The sequence below is a fragment of the Sorangium sp. So ce385 genome, from assembly GCF_051474135.1.
Lineage (GTDB): Bacteria > Myxococcota_A > Polyangia > Polyangiales > Polyangiaceae > Sorangium > Sorangium cellulosum_D.
Window position 1 is genome coordinate 11,198,933 of record NZ_CP150337.1, and the last position, 19,783, is coordinate 11,218,715.

Below are 19,783 nucleotides of genomic sequence, written 5' to 3' on the forward strand. Positions count from 1 at the left end.
AGGACGGCAAGAAGAGGACGATATCTTGGCGCCTTGGAGTTCGATGTCTCGCTCGCTCGACGTCGATCGGCGCCGCGCCGAGGCGGTGGACCGTCGCGGCCACCGCCACCCGCGTTCACCTCGCGACCTCGCCCGTCTTCAGATCCAGCTTCAGCTCCCGCACCACCTCCGGCTCGGCGCACACGATCTGCGGCGTCGAGCCCTTCACATCGGCCTTGATCCGCTCCTCTAGCTTCTTCGCGAGATCCCAGCTCGGCACGAACGCGGCGAAGAAGCGCTGCCCCATGTCGCGCGTCACGACGAAGCGCGCCGGAGAGAACTCCGTGCGTCCTTTGAGCGCCTTTCGCGTCAGCGGGAAGTCGTAGTCGTCAGGCGCCGTCTTGCTGAACGTATAGAGCACCACGAGGTTCTGCGGGCACTTCGGCCCGCCGGGCTCGGGGAAGGGCCGGTTCGGCTTGGGCTTTGGCGGCGGCCCCTTCTGGAGCGGGATGGTCCCCGGCGCCGCGCCCGCGGCCTCGCTCTCGCCGCCGTGCTTCAGGACCGCCCCGCCGGCCGCCACCCACACCGCCCCGTCGCTCCCCACGGCCACGTCCTGGGCCTTCACCCCGTCGGGCAGCGGCGCCTGCTCCCAGGCCTCGCCCTTGCGCGCGAAGAGCGCCCCGTCCGCGATCGCCCACAGCGTCCCGTCCGGCGCCGCCGACGCCGTGAGCACGCGCGCGCCCTTCGCCGGCGGGTCGATCTCCTTCGACTCCCCGCCCTGGTAGCGGAGCACGCCCCCGTCCACGATCCACGCCTCGCCCTCGCCGGGGCCTGGCAGGATCAGCGTGCGCGCATCGTCGGGGATCTGCCCCTCGGACAGCGCCGGGACGGGCAGGATGGTCGCGCCCTTGTCGCCCGGCTTCCACACCTCCAGGGCGCTCGCCCCGTCGCAGTCGATCCCGTAGCTCAGCGCGGTCCCATCGCGCGTCGCCCCGAACGCCTGCGAGAGGATCTCGGCTTGCGGGTAAGGCAGCGGCGCTTCCCACCCGCGGCACGGCTCCTTCCTGGGCGCCTGCGTGATCGTCAGCCCCACCCTGGGCCCGCGCAGCGCGATGAACCTCGGGACGCCGAGCATCGTCGGCCCCATCAGCCCCACGAGCGAGCTGCCCATCCTCGCCACCCCGGTGAACGACAGCCCCAGTTCGCTCGCCCGCTGCACCCAGCCCTGCGCCCCCAGCACGTAGTGATCGGCGACGCCGGTGCGGCCCGTGGTGCCCGTCGCGATCAGGTCGAGCTGGTCGGGATAGCGCCCGTAGACGCCGACCACGGCCACTCCCCACCCCGGCACGTGCAGCCGCTTCGGGAACTCGATCTTGCCATCCTTCAGCACGCCGACGGCGGAGCCCATCTGCTCCCCCTCGAGCGTCATCAGGTCGGTGGTCGACACGAGCAGCGCCCCCTCGACCGGGTGCAGCCGCACATCGATCTCCGCCGGGACCTGCGCCACCGGCGCGAACGCCGACTTCGGCGGCGGCGCCGGCGTCGCCGCCTCCTCCGCCTTCACCGCGCCCGACGCGCCCGCGACGCTCGATCCGCCTGCCGCGCCTGCCCTACCCGGCGCGCCCGGCCCCGGCGCTGCGGCCTCCGCGCGCGGCCTGTCCGCCGCCCGCGGCGCCGGCCCGCACCCTGCCATCGCCATCACGAGCCCGCCCAGCCCCCACCACGCCCTTCGCCCGCTCATCGCTCCTCCTTCCCCCGCCGCGCCGATCCCGCGTCCGCTCACGGCGCGAGCCTCCCCGACGCCACCCGGATCTCGCCCTCGATCTCCGCGTCGCGCAGGTCCACCCCGTTCGGGTGCGCCACCCGCTGGTAGGCCACCTGCCACGCGATCGTCCGCCCCTCGCCGGCGGACCCGACGTCGAGCTCCACCGTCACGGGCTCCGCGTGCACCCGATCGTCGGCCACGAGCTTCCGCCCGATCGTCCCCGGCCGCAGCACGAAGTGCCGTGTCAGGTAGCGCTCCTCCTGCCCCAGCACCAGCTCGTCGGGCCCGAGCGCCTCTGCCGACACCTCGAGCCTCCGGAACAGATCCCCCGTCGGGAACGCGTGCCCCGCGTTCGCGGGCGCGAGCGTCACCGCCACGCGCATCGCCGAGCGCCGCCGCGCCGTCACCGCCACGGCGCTCCGCACGAGCGCCTCGTCCCGCGATCCCGCGAACCCGTGGCTGCGCCGCAGCCCCGGCCCGCGCGGCATGTGGCACGCCGCGCAGGGCTGGTCCGCGGCCGGCGACGCGCGGTGCTCGGTGAGGGTCGACTGCATCAGCTCCGCCGTCGACCGCCCTCGCGCCGTGGGGAACGCGAACTCGTGGCAGGCCGCGCACGCGTCCGCGCCCCCGAACCTCGCGTCCCGGATCACCGCGTGCGGCGCCGCCGGCGGCGCCCCGCTCCCCGCCCACGGCGCCGCGAGCACCGGCGCCGCCGCCGGCCCCGCGAGCTCGCCCTCGCCGTCGCTCGTCACGTGGCACGTCACGCACCCCACCCCGAGCGCCCCGAGCGCCTCCGGCTCTGGCTCTTCGGGCCTCGCCTCGGGCGCGTGGCAAGCCCGGCAGAACGGCATCGGCTCGATCGCGAACGCCCGCCGGTACGCAGGCTCGGTGTTCGCCCGGTGGTGGAGCGACGCGCGCCACTCCCGCGCCACCTCCTCGTGGCACCCCGCGCAGGCCTGGTTCGCGATCGCCGCCGCCCCGAGCCGCGCCCGCGCCGGCCTCGGCATGGGCACCCGCGCCGCCTCCGCGGCCCCAGCCAGCGCGCTGCCGGCCGGCGCCCCGACCTCGCCGCGCGGCCGCGCGGGCGCGTCCGGCGCGGCGGCGCACGCGCCCACGAGGGCGACCGCGATCAGCACGCCAAGGCCAGGGACAGAGCGCCGCACAGCGATCGTTACCGCTACAACACCCCCGCCGCGGCGTCACGCCCGAGACTCCCGAGCGACGCCGGCCGCTCCGCCGGCGCGGCGCGCGCCGCGATGATGCCTGGCAACGCCATGGCGGGCCGAAACAGTCAATCGCCGATCGTAGTCGCGCCGTTCAGGAGCGGCACGCCGAAGTTCGGCGTGCCGTCTGCATTCCATTCGAGCCGCTGGACGCGCGTGTGACGGTTCGGGTCGTAGAGCGGGTCCCCCGTGATCTTCTCGTAGTTCCGCGCGTGGTACACGAGCACGTCGATCGATCCATCCGCCGAGGTCGTGAACGAGTTGTGGCCCGGGCCATACAGCCCGTTCGCGCTGACGAACACTGGATTCTCGCTCTTCGTCCACGAGCTGGCGCTCAGCAGGTCGGCCGTCGCGCTCGCCGTCAGCAGGCCGAGGCAGTAGCGGGCGTCCGTCGCGCTCGCTGAGTAGCTGATGAAGACCCGCCCGCTCCGCTCGAGCACGGCAGCACCTTCGTTGACCGCGAACCCCGCCGTCTCCCAGGCGTGCTCGGGTCTGGCGATCCGCACGTTGGGGCTGGCCAGCGTCCACGGGTTCACCATGGCCGCGATGAACAAGCTGCTGTTGTCGCCCGCGACGCTGGGGTCCTCCTGCGCCCACACGAGATAGCGCTTGCCGCCGTGCTCGAACGTCGTCGCGTCGAGCGCGAAGGTGTCCGAGTCCGTCACGATCTGCCCTCGCTCGATCCACCCGCCATCCATCGGGTTGGCCGATGAGCTCTCGAGCGCATACATGCGAATGGCCCAGATGTCGGTCGAGCTTCCGGCGGCGAAGTAGATGTACCACTTGCCGTCGATGAAATGCAGCTCTGGCGCCCAGATGTGCGCCGCCATCGGGCCGGTCGCGTGCTTCGTCCAGACGACCTTCGGGGGTGCGTTGGCCAGGCCTCGTATCGTGGTCGCGCGTCTGATCTCGATGCGATCGTACGTCGGCACGCTCGCGGTGTAGTAGTAGTAACCGTCCGTGTGCCGCTTGATGTGGGGATCAGCGCGCTGCGAGATCAAATAGCCGAGCGGCTCGAGCGCGAACGACGCCTCCGAGTCCTCGACCGCCGTGCCGTCGAGCGCGTGCGCATGGATCTGGTAGTTCAGGTGCCGGAGATAACGTGTCTCATCTGAGTACCACTGCAGCGAGACCATCGTCGGATCCCCGTTCAGCGCGGGCACGACCCGGAACGTGGCGTCCCTCCGGAACGTGGTGGTATCCGTGAGCACGTCGAGCCACAGGAGGTGACTCCTCTCTTCGGGTGGGGTCTGCCAGAGCCCGCCAGCCCGGTTGGACGTCTCGTTCTGCAGCGGGTACCGGGTCGAGTTCGCGCTGTCGACGTGCAGGTAGCGACCGCCGAAACCCACAGACTCGAACGACACCAGCGTCGGATCGTCCGGGTTCGCGAGGCCGGGCACCACTCTCCACTGGAAGTCGTCAGGAACCTGGTTGTTCGCCCTGTCGTCGAGGTTGGTGATCATCGCGTGATAATAGGAATGCGCGACGTAGAGCGGGGCGCCCTCGGTGTGCGTCGTGCGGATATGGTAACCGCCTCCGACGTCGTCGTCGAGGTTGGAGAGCTCGAGAACAGCGGGGGCGGCGAGGGCCGCATACTCGGGGTCCTCGCTGGCCGGTGCGCCGAAGGCGACGCGTACGGGCTGAGCTCCGTCGGCCTGCCAGTCATCGACGCTGCTCAAGGTCACGGTCTGCGCCGCGCTCCAGTCCGCCTCCGTGAACGTCAGGTCCGCGAGGCTCAGCGTCGCCTCGGTCGTGTCGCTGACGGTGAGGGCGATCGTCACGGGCGCGCTCGGCTGCGATGCGAGGCGCACGGTGAACGTCACGGGCGCGCCGCGCTCGGCGAGGGTCCCCGACGGGTCGCTGACGACGATCGCCGCCGTCCTTGGACCGTCGTCGTCCGTGTTCGCGATGTCAGCGGACTCCGCGACGAGGCCGTCGCACGCTGGGTCTGCAGAGACCGAGGGCCCGAAGCGGACGCGGAAGCTCTGATCCCCGTCGCTCTCCGCATCGTCAACGCCCGTGACCGTGATCTCTCGAGGGGTGCTCCAATCCTCCGCCGTGAAGGAGATGGTCGCCGGGGAGACGGAGCCTTCGGTCGCGTCCGAGCTCGAGACCGGCACCGTGACAGGCCCGCTCGGCGCGGCGTCGAGCGCCACGCTCACGGTCACCCGCCCGCCGGACTCCGAGGTGCTGAGCGCCGTGCCCGCCGTCATGATCCGCAATGAGTTGGTCGACGCGTCCGGCGCGTCGGTCGAGGGCCCGTCCGAGCACGCGATCACCACGAGCGATGCGGCGAAGGCGCAAGCTGCCGCCGTGAGCGCGACGCGTGGCGCAGCGAGGGAAGTGCCCTTTGGGTGGGGAGATTTCGGTGCGCGCATGATGAGGGGTGACTCTAACCATCAGTGAAAATATCGAGACGAGGGCCCGGCGTACATGCGGCCCCTTCGGCGACGTGGAATGGCACGCTCGCCTCGCTGTAGGTGCTGCGGATCCGGTAGGATGTTCAGTCGTGGGCGATGATCGCGTCGAGCTCCGCCTGCGTGACCCGGACCGCGTTCGCGTGGCGCACGCCGGACGGAAAGCGGTACTGCGCGCTCGGGAGCTCCGTCCAAGAGCCCGGATCCGCGTCGAGATCCGTCGTGCTCCAGCACCCGAACACACCGCCGTTCAGGTAGTAGTCGGCGAACAGGTACCATCGGCTCTCCCGCGGATCCTTGATGACAAACGGTCCCTCCGTCGCTCGTCTCCTGCTCTGGGCCGACCCCCGGGTGATGTAGTCCGGACTCCATCGCGTGAACGTCGCCGGATCGAGCGCGAGCGTCGAGGAGCGCGCGATCTGGATGTCCTTGCCCGATCCTGTGAGCGCGCTCCCGCTGCTGTCCGTCTCGTCCTTGAAGAACAGGTAGTTGCGGTCGTTCCATTGCGTGATCGTCGCGTCGATGACGCTGTAGCCCGGATCGAAGAGCACGTCGGGGGTCGGGTTGACGATGGTGACGAAGTCCTCGGTGTAGCTGACGTAGATGCGGTTCGCGCCCGTGGTGTCGTTCCCGGACCAGATGATCGCATAGAGCTTACGATCGGGGTCGTAGTAAGCCTCCGGGGCCCAGGCGTGCATCGGGGTGGCCCCGGGGCCCGGAAGGTTCGTGAGCGTGATCAACCGGGGATTCGTGAAGGTGATGAGATCGGTCGAGTCCGCCACGAAGATCTTGGAGCTCGGGTGGTTCCAGTAGTTCGCGTCGTTGATTGAGAGCGTCCAGTCCGTGGCGATATAGACGTACGTGCCATCGTTCTTGCGGAACAGGAACGGATCTCGGATGTGATTCGTTCCCATCCCGGTGAGCTGGTACGCAGGCTGTCCATCGGCGAGGGTCGACCAGTGAAGCCCGTCGGTGCTGTAGGCGAGGTGCAGCGAGTCGCTCGACAGGTCCTGATTCGGCCCGAAGTAGCTCAGCACCCAGGCACCCGGGGAGCAGCTGCTTGCGTTCATCGAGGCCGAGTGCTCGCCGTTCGTACACTTGAGGCAGCTGCGGTCCGTGGTGCTGCTCCCCTCCGTGCCGACGCGCTCCCCTGGCACGCAGTCGGTCCACGCGACGCACGTCGTTGCGGGATCGGCGTCGTCGTCCCAGGTGCCGTCCGCGCAGTCGACAGGCGCGGCGGCCCCGCCTGCGCAGTACGTGCCCGGCGAGCAGGCGTCACACCGCGCGGGCGTGGTGCTCGTCCCGGGCGCGGTCTGCCTCGTCCCAGGCGCGCAGGGCGTGTGCATCCTGCAGCTCGGCGCGTTCATCGTGTCGCTGAAGGTGCCGTCCGGGCACGCCGTGCACCGCCGGTCCGCCGTAGGCGAGCCCTCGGCGCTCGCGAAGGTGCCTGCGGTGCAGCCTGTCCATGCGACGCAGCTCGTCGCGCCATCGCCATCGTGATCCCAGGTGCCCTCGGAGCACGCGGAGGGCTCGGCGTCGGGTCCTGCGTCTCTGTCGGTCGTCGTCACCGGGTCGCTGCACCCGCTAGTCCATAAGAGCGCCACTAGGAATCGCGCTCTCGAGCTGCTTCCCAAACGTGCCATCTCGCTCCTCGGTTTCGCGCGTAGCTGCTGCGCCGATGGGCGCTAGCGTGAGGTGCTCCGGCGCTCGAGCGGGCGAGGCGTGCACATCCTGGTCCACAGCGGGTTCGGCCGGCTTTGCCTTCTCATGTCTGAACCTGATCCCGAGCGACTCGGGAGCTCACGGGTTTCGTGCGACGATGTCGGACCACGGAGTGCCCACCCTGTTGCGCAGCGCAGTGTTCATGCACCTTTGTCCGCGATGACCAGGCGAGCGGAGCCGTGCCGGGATCGGGCCCGAGGACGAGCGCGCTGCGCGCGTGACGGCCTGTCCTGGACAAAGCGAAAAGGTCGTTCGAGAGCAATTGTGAGCGTTCACAACGGCGGCGTCAACCGAAATGGCCCGGCGACGAGCTCACGGCCGCCGGTTCCCTGGAGCCCATCCACCTCGATGCAGGCCCGACGCGCCTGCCGCACGGCGAGCCCCGGAGCTCGCGCCCGGACACCCTCGGCGGCGATCTCGGCGAACGCCTTCGCCCCCTCCTCGTTCGGGTGCGTGGCGTCGCCGGTCGCGTAGAAGGCTCTGGCCTGTGCTCGCCCGATGTTGTCCACCCACGCGGCGCTGGAGGCCATCAGGTCGACGAAGGGGATTCCCTTGTCGCGGGCGATCCGAAGCGACACCTGCGGGACGTTCAGATCATGATAGATGTGCTGTCGGCCAAGCGGCTCGCCGTTGTTCCTCGCCATGGGTGACACCAGCGCGGGGCTCGCGCGCGCTCTTCGTCCGTCACGCCGCATTTCATCCGCGCCCGCCTCGTCGCCTCAGGAATCCTGGCGGGACTATTCCGCGGGGGCGAACCGTCGCGATCCGTCGCATCTCCAGGGATCTGGGGAGGTCGTGACGACGGTTCGCCCCCCTCGCGCGGCATGGGCCCAACCCGGGCCCAGCGGTCAAGCCCCGGGCCTGGGGAGCTTGCCGTAACCGATCCGTCGCCTCGGGCTGCTGTCGTCGCCTCGCTCGCCAGCACCCTGAGCCGCGCCGTCGCCCTCGGGGATGAGGTGGCGGCCCAGGTCGTTCACGAGGCGCTCGGCCGGCTGCTCGGGCTGCCGCTGGCACCGGAGGCGCGAGCAAGCTTGGGCCGAACGTCGAGCCCGCCGCTCGCATCGGCTCACGATTTCGTGATCCCGGCGCCCGCCTCCGAACATAGCTGCAGCAGACCATGATCAGCGCGACCTCAGCCGACCACCCTGCGCGCGCGGAGGCGGCGCGCGACGCGGCCATGACGGCGCACGCGGAGCGCGCCGAGCAGGGCGCGCCGCCGCCCTCCGCGGAGCGCTACCGCGCGCTGGTCGACGCGCATTTCGACGTCATCTGGCGCTCGCTGCGCGGGCTGGGCGTCCCCGCCGGGTCGGCCCACGACGCCGCGCAGCACGTCTTCCTGATCGCGTACCACAAGCTCAGCGAGATGGCGCCCGGCCGCGAGCGTTCGTTTCTCCTCGGGACGGCGCTGGGGGTCGCGGCGAACGCGCGCCGGGCCGGGGCGCGCCGGCGACGCGGCGGGGTGCCTCTCGGCGCTCGACGCCTACGACAGGAGGTTCCCCCGGAGCGCGATGGGCGAGGATGCTCAGGACGATGACGCTGCACTATTACAACTCGGAGTCGCTCGCGGAGGATATAGCGAAGCCGATCTGCGAAATGATGAATGGCACCTGGACGGCGAGCTGACCATCTGTCGCAGCGACGCCGCTCGGCGCACCTCCGTAGCACGAGCCCGAGGGCAAAGTGCGACAACTGGAGCCCCTCATCGCCCGGCTTCACGGCCGGGCAAGAGAACATAGGATCTACCAATGCACAGGCGAGGGCACCTGCTGAATTTGTGTCACGCCGCTCAGCTGTCTTCCTGGCTCAGGTTGGTTTGCTCTCCAGGCGTCGTGGAGCTTCACCGGATGTGGCTCCGAGGAGCCCCTGCAGGGTCCGGTTGGAGCCGACCATCCCCTCGCCGCCAGCGAGCCCGTCGCCGAGGAGAGGAGGGGCTGCCCATCGGCGAGCTCCAGCGGATCGCGTGCGGCACAAGGCGGCACAATCTGTCAATTGTGAACGTCGTTGCCATGGCGCGTGGGGGCACGAGTATCGAGTGTGACCGTGGCCATTGCGCAGAAAATCGAATGGCGCGTTTGTTGCGGAGTGGCCACGCATTTGAGTGGCCACGCATCTCAAGGAGGCGATCGATCATGGGAAGACAATTGAATTCGCGCGACCAATGGATCTTGAGCGCCGGCATCCTCGCCGGCCTGTGGCTGACGGCTGGGTGCCAGATCGATATCAAGGGGTCGCCAGGCGCAGAAGCGGCAGGCGGCGCGGGCGGTCAGGGCGGCGCGGGCGGTCAGGGCGGCGCGGGCGGTCAGGGCGGCGCGGGCGGTCAGGGCGGCGCGGCGGTGACGTGCGATTCGCGGCCGGGCAACCACGACGACGCCTGTCCTGCGGACGCGCCTTGCGCGATCACGCTCGACGTGGAGGTGACCTGCACCGAGTCCAACTTTGCGTTCGGCGGCGTGATGGCCGTGCCGGCGGCGGGCGCGACGTACCTCGTGGCGCTCGGCAACGACCCGACGCGGCTGTTCGAGCTCGACCAGGAGGGGGCGACGCAACGCGATCTCGACATGGAGGCCATTTACATGCACGTGGCGCTCTCGCCGGAGGGAGAGGCGTACGCCGCGGCGGATGAGACGCAGGCCAGCCCAGGCGCCTATCCCGGCGGTCTCGTGTTCCTGCCGCTCGCCGGCGGCGCGACCGAGGAGCAGCCGGTGTTCGACCCCGAGGACAAGGCCGTGCCGGTGTACGGCTTCGCGATGGATTCCCGGGGCGAGCCGCACATCTGGTTCGCTGCGGACGAGCCCGACCGCTTCGTCCACGCGACGCGCGCGCCGAGCGGCACCTGGGACCTCGTGCCGGCGAGCCGGCCGAGCCGCAGCGACTGGACCCATTTCGACCTCGCGCCGGACGGCGCGCCGCTGGCCTTTGGGTTCGCCGAGGCGGATTCGTTGAGCTGGCAGCTCAAGGTGCTCGATGGCACCACGGAGCGGAGCCTCGGCGCTCCGGTCGCCGGAATAGGGCCGCTCGACTACGGCGTCATCGCGCCGCCGCAGCCCGCCGGGGAAGCGATGGTTCCGCGCGTCGCCGCGGTCGTGCAGCACCCCGACGGGCTGCGGCTGGCGAGCGCCGCCGAGGGCGCCGGCTTCGACGAGATCGCGATCCCCGGAACCGCGACACCGACGCTCGAATGTTCGCGCGGCTGGCAGCCCGCGGACCTCAGCGAGCCCACCGGCGGCTGCCCGGCCGAATGCCACGACGTGACCTCGGGGCTCGGGTGGTCGGCCTTCTCGGCCGCGCGCACGAGCGATGGCGACGTATGGATCGCGGTCGTGATCAGCCATATCGACTGGACGATCGACTACGAGGTGCAGAACATGAACGGATCGCTCGTGTGCGCCGGCGACGTCGCGGTGGACGAAAGCCGGGGCGAGCTGCGCCTCGTGCGCGTGCCGTCGGCCGGAGGCGCCCCGGAGGTCACGCTGGTGGTGCCGCTCCCCGCGCTCGGGAACAACGGCTACATCGAGTCGAGCCGGGAGCAGCCGCTCGTCCACGCTTCCGCGTTCGGCGCGGAGCTCACCGTCGCGGTGCGCACGCAGGCGTCTCCCATGGGGCCCTACACGGCGCGCGCCCTGCGCATCGACACCTCGCTCCTTGCCCCTGTCGCGCCAGGCGACTGAGACGCGCGCCGCCCCCTCTGCCATCCTCGCCCGCGGGCTGTGCGCGGTCCCATGCAGCATCCGGTTGACCGGACGGAGGTGGGGCTCGTTGCGGCGCTCGTCCGATAGCTCCACGCCGTACGCTTGCGCCCAGTGCTGGTTCAGCAGCAGGCCCTGCTCGACCCGGACGAGCGAGGGGACGTCGCGCGGCAGCTCGTCGAGCCGGGGCGCGTGGGCGCCGGCGGACGTAATCGCCGCGGGGCGCGTGTAGAAATCGAGGATTTCCTGGGCTGCCTTCATCGTCCGTCATCCACGAGCTGTGTTGTTCCGGGGGGTGCTTTCGTCGGCCCGGAGGGGCTTGTCATGAAGGCGGTGAATCGGGAAGCTCGTGAGGCGCGAGAACGCGAACACGCAACGAGATCCGTTGCCACGCGTTCGTCAGCAGCCGCCCTCTCCGGAGAGCCGGGAGGGCGTCCAGCGCGTCACCGCGAGCTCATTCGAGGAAGCTGCGGACGGTCCGGCGTGCTCGGGTCCTCGTCGCGCTGCGTGATCAAGCACAGCAGGGAAACGACGCGGTCGCGGGCTGTTTCGGTGATCGACGATCGCGGGGGCCGACATTCACCAGTCAACAGTCGGGCGGCCGCGCCTCGTGCGCCCTGACATGCGCCGAGCGCGGCGGTTCCTCTCGAGACGATTGTGCCTCGCGCCCAGCGCGCAGCGTCCGGAGCAGGAGATGCCCGGCGAGGCGCGCGCGAGAGGTCGTCCTGCCGGCGGGAGGCCAGCCAAAGGCGCGGCGGTGGGCCGGCGTGACTGGTGGTGGTCGCGTGTGGGGGGCCCGTTTCATTTCGCCCGTCGCGTGTCACACTTTGCGCGCCCCGGGCCATTCAGAGTTCGATGAGCTGCCACATGGACGAATGTTCGATCCGCTCGCGCTCCCCCCTCGCCGATCCGGACCTCCGCCGGACCCTCACGGACTTCGCGAGGCGGCGCATGTCCGGGGCCGACGTCGAGGACGTGGTGCAGACCGTGCTCTGCGAGGCGCTCACGGCGAAAGCCTGCCCCGAAGAGCCCGCGGAGTTCAGGTGCTGGCTGCTCGGAATCGCTCGCCACAAGGTGGCCCGCCACCTCCGGCGATCGGCCCGCGAGAGCGTCGCAGAGCTGCCGGAGGTGCCGGTCGCGCCGCCGCCGATCGAGGCACGCGAGCTCGCGCGCTGGGCCGAACGGCAGGCCGCCGCGTCGACGCGCGACGCGGAGCAGACGCTCGACTGGATGGCGCGCGAGGGTGAAGGGGAGAAGCTCGAGAGCATCGCCGCAGCGGAGCATGTCCCGGCGGCCCGCGTGCGGCAGCGGGTGTCGCGCATGCGCCGCTGGATGCGAGAGCGCTGGCTCGCGGAGCTCGCAGCTGTGGCAGCGCTTTCGCTCCTCGCCCTCCTCGTCGCGCGCCTCCTCCGGCGGCCGAAAGAGGAGATCGCGTTCCGCCCCGAGCCGGTGCCGTCGCGCCTCGAGGTTCCGTCGTCAGCGCCGATCGATTCGCTCGCGCCGGGCTCGTCGGACCAGCAGAAGATGCCGGAGCAAAGAGCGCCTGCACGAACGCCCGTTGCCCCGAGCCCGACGTCGCAGGTGGTCCCCGCGCCGAAGCCCAGGCAGACGCCCGCATCGAGACCTCGAGCCCAGCAGGAGGTAACGCCGCTGGACACCGCGCGCCAGCTGCGCGCCCAGGCGCTCTGGGCGTGCGAAGTGGGCTACTTCCAGCCCTGTCTCACGCAGCTGGACGAGGCGGCGCGGCTCGATCCGGCAGGCGACCGCGCGCCGGAGGTGCAGGGGGCGCGCGAGCGGACGCACGAGGCGCTCGACGTACAGGGCGGGTCGAGCGATCCGCGCCCCACGCCCCCCGCGATGGCGGCGCCGGAGGCGGCGACCCCGCGGTCGCTGGCGCCGAACGGCTCGCCCTTGCCGGGCTCGTTGGACCAGCAGAAGATGCCGGAGCAAAAGGCGCCTGCGCGAACGCACGTCGCCCCCGGCCCGACGTCGAACGTGATCCCCGCGCCGACGCCCACGCTGACGCCCGCATCGATACCCCCGGCCCGGCCGGCAGCGCCTTCGGTCCCCCCCGAGTCGTCCAGGAAGTGAGCCGGTAGCCGGCGGGTCGCGTGCGCGTGTCCGCCGATCTGCCGCGGCCCGCGATCGCGATGCTGCGGGCGGCGCGCGAGGTCGATGCGTGAGGCGGACGACAGGCTGGGGTCGAATGACCACACGCTCCACGCCAGACTGGCGTCGACATCAATGCTACCACCGCGTCGCCGTCACCGGCGTCTTCCCGGAAAGGGTCCTCGTCAGCGCCTACACAAACGACAGCGGCAAAGTCGTCGTCGTCGCCATCAACGAGACAACCTCCGCCCAGACCGTTCCCCTCGCCTTCGCAGGCGGCACCGCGCCAAGCGCGATGGTCCCCTTCGTGACCGCCGCTTCGAAGAACTGGGCCGAAGGAACTCCCGTCACCGTAACGGACGCCACGCTCCCGATGGCCCTCGAAGCCATGAGCGTGACGACGTTCGTGAGTCAGTGAAGCCTAGCCAGATCGGCCCCGTCGCTCAGGGGACCTTCATCAGGGCGTTCTGCTCTGCTTGCACGCGGCCATCGGTGCAGAACTTGCAGTTGTCGCCGTAGAAGAAGTTCCTGTTCGCTGTGTCATCCATCAGATGAACGCGGAACCAGGCCGCGGCCGACGACAGGGACACGCCATTTGCGCCCTGATAGACCCAGCTACCGTGATCCGCGTTGAGCTCGTTGAGGAAAAACGCGGGCTGATCGGTGACCGTCTTGAAGACATCGTGGACCCCGCTGCATTTCACCGTGGAGTCTTTCCCCCCGCAGAAGAACAACATGGGGGTGTGCACTCCCTCGAGGGCCCTGGTGCCGCAAATCGTGCCGAGGGCCGAGAAACGGGGATCGGAGGCCGTCATGCAAGTCGACATGCCCCCATAGGAATGGCCAAGCTGGCCGATCTTCGTGGTGTCGAGGGCGTGATAGTACGGGCTGCTCGCATCCTCGGCTTGTTCCAAGATCCAATCGAGGCCCGCGGTCGTGGGAAGAGGATCGCCTTCGGCGGTCGCGGTGCTGAGAGAAGCCACCACGACGAAACCGTGGGACGCGAGATGGTTGACGATCGGTCCGTATTGTCCGCACCACTGATTGCTGCCGGAGTTGACGACGCATTTCGGCGGCTTCTGCTCCGGATTGTCCCGGTAGCCATTGGCCCAGATCAGGATCGGATGGCAGTGGCCGCTGGTTGCGATATTGCTCGGGCGGTACACGTTGAAGCGCTGTTGCTCGTCCCCATAGATCGGATCGGGAACGACGCCGGCGAGGGGGCCGACGTTCTTGTCTGCGGTGACCGAGAAGGGGCCCGTCTTGGTAGGATCGGCCGTGGGGAACGGGTCGCCGACGCAGCTACCGACCGAGCCGCCGCTACCGGTCGTGCCGCCGCTTCCGGCATTTCCTTGGCCGCCGCTGCCCGATTGCCCGCCCGAAGCCGCGCCACCCGTGGCCCCACTCGAGCCGCCCGACGCCGAGCCGCCAGCCCCACCACTGGATGCGCCGCCGCTGGATGCGCCGCCGCTTTCGGCCGTTCCCCCAGAGCCCGTCGCACCACCGGAGGCCGTGCCCCCGCTGCCCGTGCCAACCGCGCCCCCGCTCGCGGCAGCGTCCCCATTCGATCCGTTACCACACGCCGCGGTGGAAACGCACACGCCCAAAGCCAGTAGCCAACGCCTCATGGTGACTCTGTCCTCGCCCAGCCGCTCAGCGTCGTCAAGCGCTTTGGCGGATAGGACAAGCAAATGCGTTCCGCAAAGTCAAGATTCTCGGAGCCGTTCCTGGCTCGTGCAGTCCGACTGTACGAGCTTATCGACAGAACGGGCCTTATGCGATCAGACGGGCCTTCCACTCGTGAAACGCCTGCGATTACCGCGACATCGCACCAAGCGGAAGGCATCCTACCGTATAGCTGTACACTACTGGCACCAAGCGGAAGGAATTCTACCGTATAGCTGCACACTACTGAGCTCGTCCAAACGGCCGCCGTCGCGGTTCGCGGCGCGTCGTGATGGCCGGCGCACGCACCTCAGGGCAGACCTCCCCCCGGCCACGTCGTCGAGCAGCGTCCCTCCCCTTTCAGTTTCGTCACGCGGGGTCCGCCGGGTACCGCGCGCGGCACTCCAGCGGCTCGGCGAACAGACCGAGGTGGCTCAAGATCTTCCTCGCCGTCGCCTTGTCCGTGATCGCGGCCATGAGTCGCATCCGCCCGCTGCATCGCGGGCACGCGAGAACATCTACTGCGTAAGTCCGCCGCAAAAGCTTCGCCCATTCGACGCGAGGCGACGTCGCCAGAAGGAGCCCATCCAGCAGGCGCGTAGGTAAAAGAAGCCGGATCGCAGCGCGAAGAAGCGGTGCGCAGCAAACCGAAAGGGTGGGACCGCGAGCGTCGTGATGGCTCGGTCCTGGGTCGAAAGAGCGTGGTCCGGGCGGCGCCGAGCGCGCTAAGGGGCGCATCGGCGTGCCGTGGGCACACGTGTCCGTCCGGGCGTTGGTCTGGCCCGGGAGGCGCGTCGCGAGACGCTATGCGGCGACGAGCTTCATCCGCCCCTTGCAAGCTGGGCACTCGAGGACGTCGATCGCAAATGTGCGGCGCAAGAGCTCGGCGCGGTTTGTCGACCGCCCGATAGCCGCCACGCTTGCGTTTCGAAGCGGCGTCTTCGTCCGCCTTCGTAGGCTCTTCTGGCTTCGCAGGGCGCGGTCCGATGCGCTTGCGCGCCAACGTGGGCGACTTGCCGAGGCGAGCACGCCAGCGTACTTGACGGTGTGAAAGCGCGGCGGCGGGACGCTGGCCGCGAGGCGGCACAGGAGCGAGAGCGGATCCATGTCCACCGCGACAGTCCCGTCAGCGAAGGCGCGCCTCCGCGACAGCCGCACCAGGCCGTCCTGCTGCGGCTCGACGCGCTCCTTGGCGATCGGGGGTCGCAGCACGTAACGCAGCAGCGCCTCCCTCGCCGCGGCATGGTGCGCACCGGCGCGCGTCGCTGCGTGCAAGGTGAAGCCATCGAGCGCAGCGCACAGCGGCTTGTCGTACGCGAGCGCGCTCGGCGAAGACGGCGAGAGCCCGCGGAGCCATTGCGGGGCGACGACGTGTGGCGCGACTCTCGTCCCGAGACGGCGGAGGCACAGAGCGCTGCCTCGGGCTCGCCGTCCTCCTCGACGTCGTGCTCGATTTCGAGATGCCCGTGCCGCCGAAGGTAACGGAGCATCCGCCCGACGGCGTGCTCTATGACCTGACCGACCGCGCGAGTTGGAAGATGACCGAGTTCGTTCCACACGAGCTCGGTGCCGTCTTCGTGATAAGCCCCGTCGAGGAAGACCACGTGCAGATGCGGATTGAGCCGCATGTCGCCGGACGTGCGTTGCACGGCGGTCACCGCGCCGCTCTTGACCGCGCCGCACGCGCCTCGGCGCGCGGCGCGTTTTTCGTAGAACCGCTCCACGCTCTCGACGAAGAGGCGGGTCAGCACGCCGAACAACGCCCCGTCCTGGGCGAGCCTGCGCCGCCACGGAAACGGAAACGTCAACACTAACGGACGGTGCGCCACCTCGGGCAGGATGTCCTCGATCAGGTTCGCCGCCGTGGAACACATGCGTCGGCCCAGACACGACGGGCAGAAACCGCGTCCTTTACAGCTGAAGGCCACCAGCCGACTCTCTTCGCAGCGCTCGCACCGGAGCCGCGCGAACCCGCGGCAGAGCAGCCCGCAGTCGAGGTAGGCTTCGATCTCCTTCTTCGCGTGCTTGGGTATCCGGACCGCGATGGCGCCGTCGTCGATGGCCCCGTACAGCGTCTCCACGTTGTCGCGCACGATCTCGTAGAGCGTCGTCTTCTCGGGGCGACGGCGCTCGTAGACGACGCCCGTGGTGCGAGCCGCGCTGGCCACACGGCGCCGACACCGCACGCCGCACGCCACGCGGTGAGGGCGCGTTTTCGCCGCGAATTTCGACAACCCGCCGGGCTATCGCCCATGGCGGCGCCATGGCGGAGCGGCGGGCCGGGGGGCGGCGGGCCGCGACGCTCGCTGCCGCGGCGGCGGAGGCGCTCGCCGAGCACCCGCCTCGCGCTCGATATGTCGGCGCGCGAGAACGCGAGAGCGCGAGCGCGCAGCGTTGCAGGAGGAGAGCATCCGGGTGCAGCAGAGCCGGCTAGCGGAGCTGTGCACGCGATGATCCCGATCACCGAGCAGGTGATGGTCATGCCTCTCATCGGGACCATGGATGAGCAGCGTGCCAGGCACGTGCTTGCATCTGCGCTCTCTGGCGCCGAGGCGCATGGTGCGCGTGCCGCCTCCGCGCCAGCATGCAGGAGCCGCTTCGCCACTCGTTTTCTTACCGCTCCCCGTGGCGTCCGCAGTTCCGCCATGGCGTCGCCATGCAGCATCGCGGCGAGAGGGTCGTCGCCTGCGCACGCCGCCGCGCTTGCCTCCCGGCACAGGCCTGCTGCTTGCCGGCATCACTTTCCGGATGCCTCCGGGGCGCTTCGGCACGCAACCGCCGCGCGCGGGCGATCCCCGTAGAGCCTGCGGGCACTGGCGAGCGGCAAGGCTCCGGCAGCGAGTCGACGCGAGCGGCGGGCTCGACGTTCGGCCCAAGCTTGCTCACCGCTTCGGTGCCACCGGCAGCCCGAGCAGCTGACCGATCGCCTCGTGCACGACCCGGGCCGCCACGTCATCCCCGAGGGCGACGGCTCGGCTCAGGGTGGCGGCGAGCGACGCAACCACGGCGGCTCGAGGCGATGGATCGACCGTCGCGAGTTCTCCGGGCCCAGGGCTCGGCGGTTGGGCCGGGGTTGGGGCCATCCCTCCCGAGGGCGAGCGATCCGTCGTCACGCCCCCCTGAAATCCCGAAGAAAGCGACGGTCCGCGACGGTTCGCCCCCGCAGCGGAATCCTGGCGGGATTTCCGACCCGCGGTACCAAGGCGCTGCGGACCACGGTGGACCTGAGGTGCCAGCGCGCCCGCATGTCGCACGCCGGCCTGGCCGTCCTGCGAGACGGGCGGGCGCCTCCCCTCACCGCGCCCCCGCCACCTCGAGCTCCCTCTTCCGCCCCACCCGGTACGTCCTCACCGGCTCCCCCCGGACGATCCGGTCGTGCTCGCTCCAGCGCGCGGCCTCCCCTTCTGCGGCCCGCCGCGCGGCGCGCTCCGCGAGCCGCTCCGCGATGCGCTCCACCCCGCGGCGCACGTTCGCGCGCTGCGAGCGCTCGTCGGCGACGCGCACCGTGATCCCGCTCGGCCGGTGGTGGACCCGCACCGCCGACCGCGTCGTGTTCACGTGCTGCCCCCCCGGCCCTCCCGCCAGGCAAGCCGAGATCTCGATCTCCCGCAGATCCACGCCCGCCCCCTCCCCCGCCCCGGCGCCCGCGTCCGCCCCGGCGGGGTGGATCGCCACCCCCGCGAACCACCGCTTGCGCGCCGCCCGCCCCCGGTCCGCGCTCTTCTCGATCAGCGCGTGCGTCCCGATCTCGCCCTCGAGGCAGCGCCGCGCGTCGCCCTCCACCAGGATCTCGACCGAGGCGGGCGCGCCCTCGTCGCCGTGTACCGTCACGTCGACCACCGCGAGCCCGCGCTCCCGGCAGAGCGCCTCCATCCGCTCGGCCAGCCGCGCCACGAACCGCCGCACCTCGACCGGCCCCCGCCCCGCGCTGATCTGCACCCACGACCGGCTCATCGCTTCACCGTGATCACCGGGACGAGCGGCGCGACCGCCGTCGCCAGGCCGGCCTCCACGAGGCTCTCGATCACCGGCTCGATCGGCTTGTACGCGTCCGGGTGCTCCTCGAGCAGCAGCGCCGGATCGTCGCACACCACGCGGCCGCCGAGCCCCGTGCGGGCGAGCTCGCGCCGCCGGTACCGGGCCGCGATCTTCTCGCGCGCCTCGCTGCGCCCCATCTTGCGGCCCGCCCCGTGCGCGACCGAGCGCAGCCCGGCCTCCGCGTCGCTCGCGCGCATCACCCACGACGGCGCGCCGCGCGACCCGAGCACCACGGTGAAGTCGCTGCCCCGCGCGGGCGCGGCCCCCTTCCGGTGCACCCACGCGGGCTCGCCGCCCACCGTCTCCCGCGCGACGTCGTTGTGGGTGAGGTCGAGCCCGCCGGCGATCTTCGACGCCCGCGCGGCGCCGAGCGCGCGCAGCATCCGGTAGGCGAGCAGGAACCGGTTCGCCCGCGCGAACCGGCACGCGCCGGCGAGCTCGCCGAGGTACGGCTCGGCGGCGTCGCCCTCGAGCACCGCGTCGCCCCAGCGCTGCCCGAGCGCGCCGCCGAGCCCGCGCGAGCCGGAGTGGGCCAGGACGACGAGATCCCCGGCGGAGAGGCCGAGCGCCGCCGCCGCCGCAGGGTCCCGCGGCGCGCCGACGCGCGCGATCTCGAGGAAGTGGTTCCCGCCGCCGACCGAGCCGAGCGCCCCCTCGTAGCCCGCGCGGTACGGCGAGGCGTCGCCGCTCGGGCGCAGGCCGTCCTCGGGCTCCGCCGCGGCGAGCTGCGCGAGGGCCTCGGGCACGCCGTCGATCTCCGCGAGCCCGCGCGCGCCGCGCCGCCAGACCTGCTCGAACACGGCCGCCGGGTCGCAGCCGGCCAGCGGATCGTCCTCCATCGCCTGCCGGGCGCGCCGCTCGAGGACGTCCGCCGACACGCGGCCGATCGACGTCGCGACGAGCCGCACGCCGCACCCGGCGTCCCCGCCGATGAGCTGCGGGACGACGCGGTCCGCGAAGGCGAACGCCGCGCCGATCGGGATGCCCCGCCCCGCGTGCAGGTCCGGCATGCCCACGGCGCGGACGCAGCCGGGCAGCGCGGCGACGCGCGCGAGCTGCTGGACGGCGTTGCCCTCGAGCCAGACGTCGTCGCGGGCGACAAGGCGGGCGTGGGCGGGAAGAACGACGCTGTCGGCGGGCGCTTTCATGAGATCTCCGTGGCGGACGCGAGCCCGAGGC

At 71.0% G+C, this 19,783-nt stretch carries 14 protein-coding genes and 1 pseudogene; 5 read left to right on the plus strand and 10 right to left on the minus strand.

The window, feature by feature from the left end; all coding sequences use genetic code 11:
- Positions 1–115: 115 nt before the first annotated feature.
- The 4 genes from WME83_RS40945 to WME83_RS40960 form a co-directional block, all read right to left on the minus strand.
- Positions 116–1,720 carry a hypothetical protein gene (locus WME83_RS40945; protein ID WP_437315138.1) on the minus strand — a complete coding sequence of 535 codons (1,605 nt, stop codon included), beginning with the start codon at positions 1,718–1,720 and terminating at the stop codon, positions 116–118.
- Between the two features lie 38 nt (positions 1,721–1,758).
- A complete protein-coding gene (locus WME83_RS40950; RefSeq protein WP_437315139.1) occupies positions 1,759–2,907 on the minus strand; it encodes a multiheme c-type cytochrome in 1,149 nt (382 codons plus the stop codon).
- 128 nt (positions 2,908–3,035) lie between these two features.
- Positions 3,036–5,246 carry a family 43 glycosylhydrolase gene (locus WME83_RS40955; protein WP_437315140.1) on the minus strand — a complete coding sequence of 737 codons (2,211 nt, stop codon included), beginning with the start codon at positions 5,244–5,246 and terminating at the stop codon, positions 3,036–3,038.
- Between the two features lie 224 nt (positions 5,247–5,470).
- The gene (locus tag WME83_RS40960) at positions 5,471–6,454 is read right to left on the minus strand and encodes a glycoside hydrolase family 43 protein (protein ID WP_437315141.1); all 984 of its coding nucleotides are present in this window, start codon (positions 6,452–6,454) and stop codon (positions 5,471–5,473) included.
- A gap of 28 nt (positions 6,455–6,482) precedes the next feature.
- Here WME83_RS40960 and WME83_RS40965 point away from each other — a divergent pair, with 28 nt between their 5' ends.
- Positions 6,483–6,884: a hypothetical protein gene (locus WME83_RS40965; protein ID WP_437315142.1), complete on the plus strand. Its 402-nt coding sequence runs from the start codon at positions 6,483–6,485 to the stop codon at positions 6,882–6,884.
- A gap of 494 nt (positions 6,885–7,378) precedes the next feature.
- Here WME83_RS40965 and WME83_RS40970 read toward each other — a convergent pair whose 3' ends face one another.
- Positions 7,379–7,750: a hypothetical protein gene (locus tag WME83_RS40970; RefSeq protein ID WP_437315143.1), complete on the minus strand. Its 372-nt coding sequence runs from the start codon at positions 7,748–7,750 to the stop codon at positions 7,379–7,381.
- 473 nt (positions 7,751–8,223) lie between these two features.
- Here WME83_RS40970 and WME83_RS40975 point away from each other — a divergent pair, with 473 nt between their 5' ends.
- The 4 genes from WME83_RS40975 to WME83_RS40990 all read left to right on the plus strand — a co-directional run bounded on the left by WME83_RS40975 (position 8,224) and on the right by WME83_RS40990 (position 13,319).
- Positions 8,224–8,640, plus strand: a complete 417-nt coding sequence (locus WME83_RS40975) for a hypothetical protein (protein ID WP_437315144.1) — start codon at positions 8,224–8,226, stop codon at positions 8,638–8,640.
- A 595-nt stretch (positions 8,641–9,235) separates the two neighbouring features.
- A complete protein-coding gene (locus WME83_RS40980; RefSeq protein ID WP_437315145.1) occupies positions 9,236–10,774 on the plus strand; it encodes a hypothetical protein in 1,539 nt (512 codons plus the stop codon).
- An 885-nt stretch (positions 10,775–11,659) separates the two neighbouring features.
- The gene (locus WME83_RS40985; RefSeq protein ID WP_437315146.1) at positions 11,660–12,883 is read left to right on the plus strand and encodes a sigma factor; all 1,224 of its coding nucleotides are present in this window, start codon (positions 11,660–11,662) and stop codon (positions 12,881–12,883) included.
- 115 nt (positions 12,884–12,998) lie between these two features.
- Positions 12,999–13,319 (plus strand): glycoside hydrolase family 30 beta sandwich domain-containing protein, encoded by a 321-nt coding sequence (locus WME83_RS40990; protein ID WP_437315147.1) that lies wholly within the window; start codon positions 12,999–13,001, stop codon positions 13,317–13,319.
- 25 nt (positions 13,320–13,344) lie between these two features.
- Here WME83_RS40990 and WME83_RS40995 read toward each other — a convergent pair whose 3' ends face one another.
- The 5 genes and pseudogenes from WME83_RS40995 to WME83_RS41015 form a co-directional block, all read right to left on the minus strand.
- On the minus strand, positions 13,345–14,529 hold the full coding sequence (locus WME83_RS40995; protein ID WP_437315148.1) for a poly(ethylene terephthalate) hydrolase family protein: 1,185 nt from the start codon (positions 14,527–14,529) through the stop codon (positions 13,345–13,347).
- 841 nt (positions 14,530–15,370) lie between these two features.
- Positions 15,371–16,764: pseudogene (locus tag WME83_RS41000) on the minus strand (transposase).
- A gap of 684 nt (positions 16,765–17,448) precedes the next feature.
- Complete coding sequence (locus tag WME83_RS41005; RefSeq protein WP_267898722.1) at positions 17,449–17,571, minus strand: hypothetical protein; 123 nt, start codon at positions 17,569–17,571, stop codon at positions 17,449–17,451.
- Between the two features lie 289 nt (positions 17,572–17,860).
- The gene (locus tag WME83_RS41010) at positions 17,861–18,520 is read right to left on the minus strand and encodes a peptide chain release factor-like protein (protein WP_437315149.1); all 660 of its coding nucleotides are present in this window, start codon (positions 18,518–18,520) and stop codon (positions 17,861–17,863) included.
- Positions 18,517–19,752: an RtcB family protein gene (locus WME83_RS41015; RefSeq protein ID WP_437315150.1), complete on the minus strand. Its 1,236-nt coding sequence runs from the start codon at positions 19,750–19,752 to the stop codon at positions 18,517–18,519. The genes WME83_RS41010 and WME83_RS41015 overlap by 4 nt, the downstream gene beginning before the upstream one ends.
- Positions 19,753–19,783: the final 31 nt, after the last annotated feature.

Bases quoted from the DNA above. Each gene is read 5' to 3' on its own strand.
- WME83_RS40995 (WP_437315148.1), bottom strand. From the start codon at position 14,529: ATGAGGCGTTGGCTACTGGCTTTGGGCGTGTGCGTTTCCACCGCGGCG.
- WME83_RS40980 (WP_437315145.1), top strand. From the start codon at position 9,236: ATGGGAAGACAATTGAATTCGCGCGACCAATGGATCTTGAGCGCCGGC.
- WME83_RS40960 (WP_437315141.1), bottom strand. From the start codon at position 6,454: ATGAACGCAAGCAGCTGCTCCCCGGGTGCCTGGGTGCTGAGCTACTTC.
- WME83_RS40975 (WP_437315144.1), top strand. From the start codon at position 8,224: ATGATCAGCGCGACCTCAGCCGACCACCCTGCGCGCGCGGAGGCGGCG.
- WME83_RS40990 (WP_437315147.1), top strand. From the start codon at position 12,999: ATGACCACACGCTCCACGCCAGACTGGCGTCGACATCAATGCTACCAC.
- WME83_RS40945 (WP_437315138.1), bottom strand. From the start codon at position 1,720: ATGAGCGGGCGAAGGGCGTGGTGGGGGCTGGGCGGGCTCGTGATGGCG.
- WME83_RS41015 (WP_437315150.1), bottom strand. From the start codon at position 19,752: ATGAAAGCGCCCGCCGACAGCGTCGTTCTTCCCGCCCACGCCCGCCTT.
- WME83_RS40970 (WP_437315143.1), bottom strand. From the start codon at position 7,750: ATGGCGAGGAACAACGGCGAGCCGCTTGGCCGACAGCACATCTATCAT.
- WME83_RS41010 (WP_437315149.1), bottom strand. From the start codon at position 18,520: ATGAGCCGGTCGTGGGTGCAGATCAGCGCGGGGCGGGGGCCGGTCGAG.
- WME83_RS40985 (WP_437315146.1), top strand. From the start codon at position 11,660: ATGGACGAATGTTCGATCCGCTCGCGCTCCCCCCTCGCCGATCCGGAC.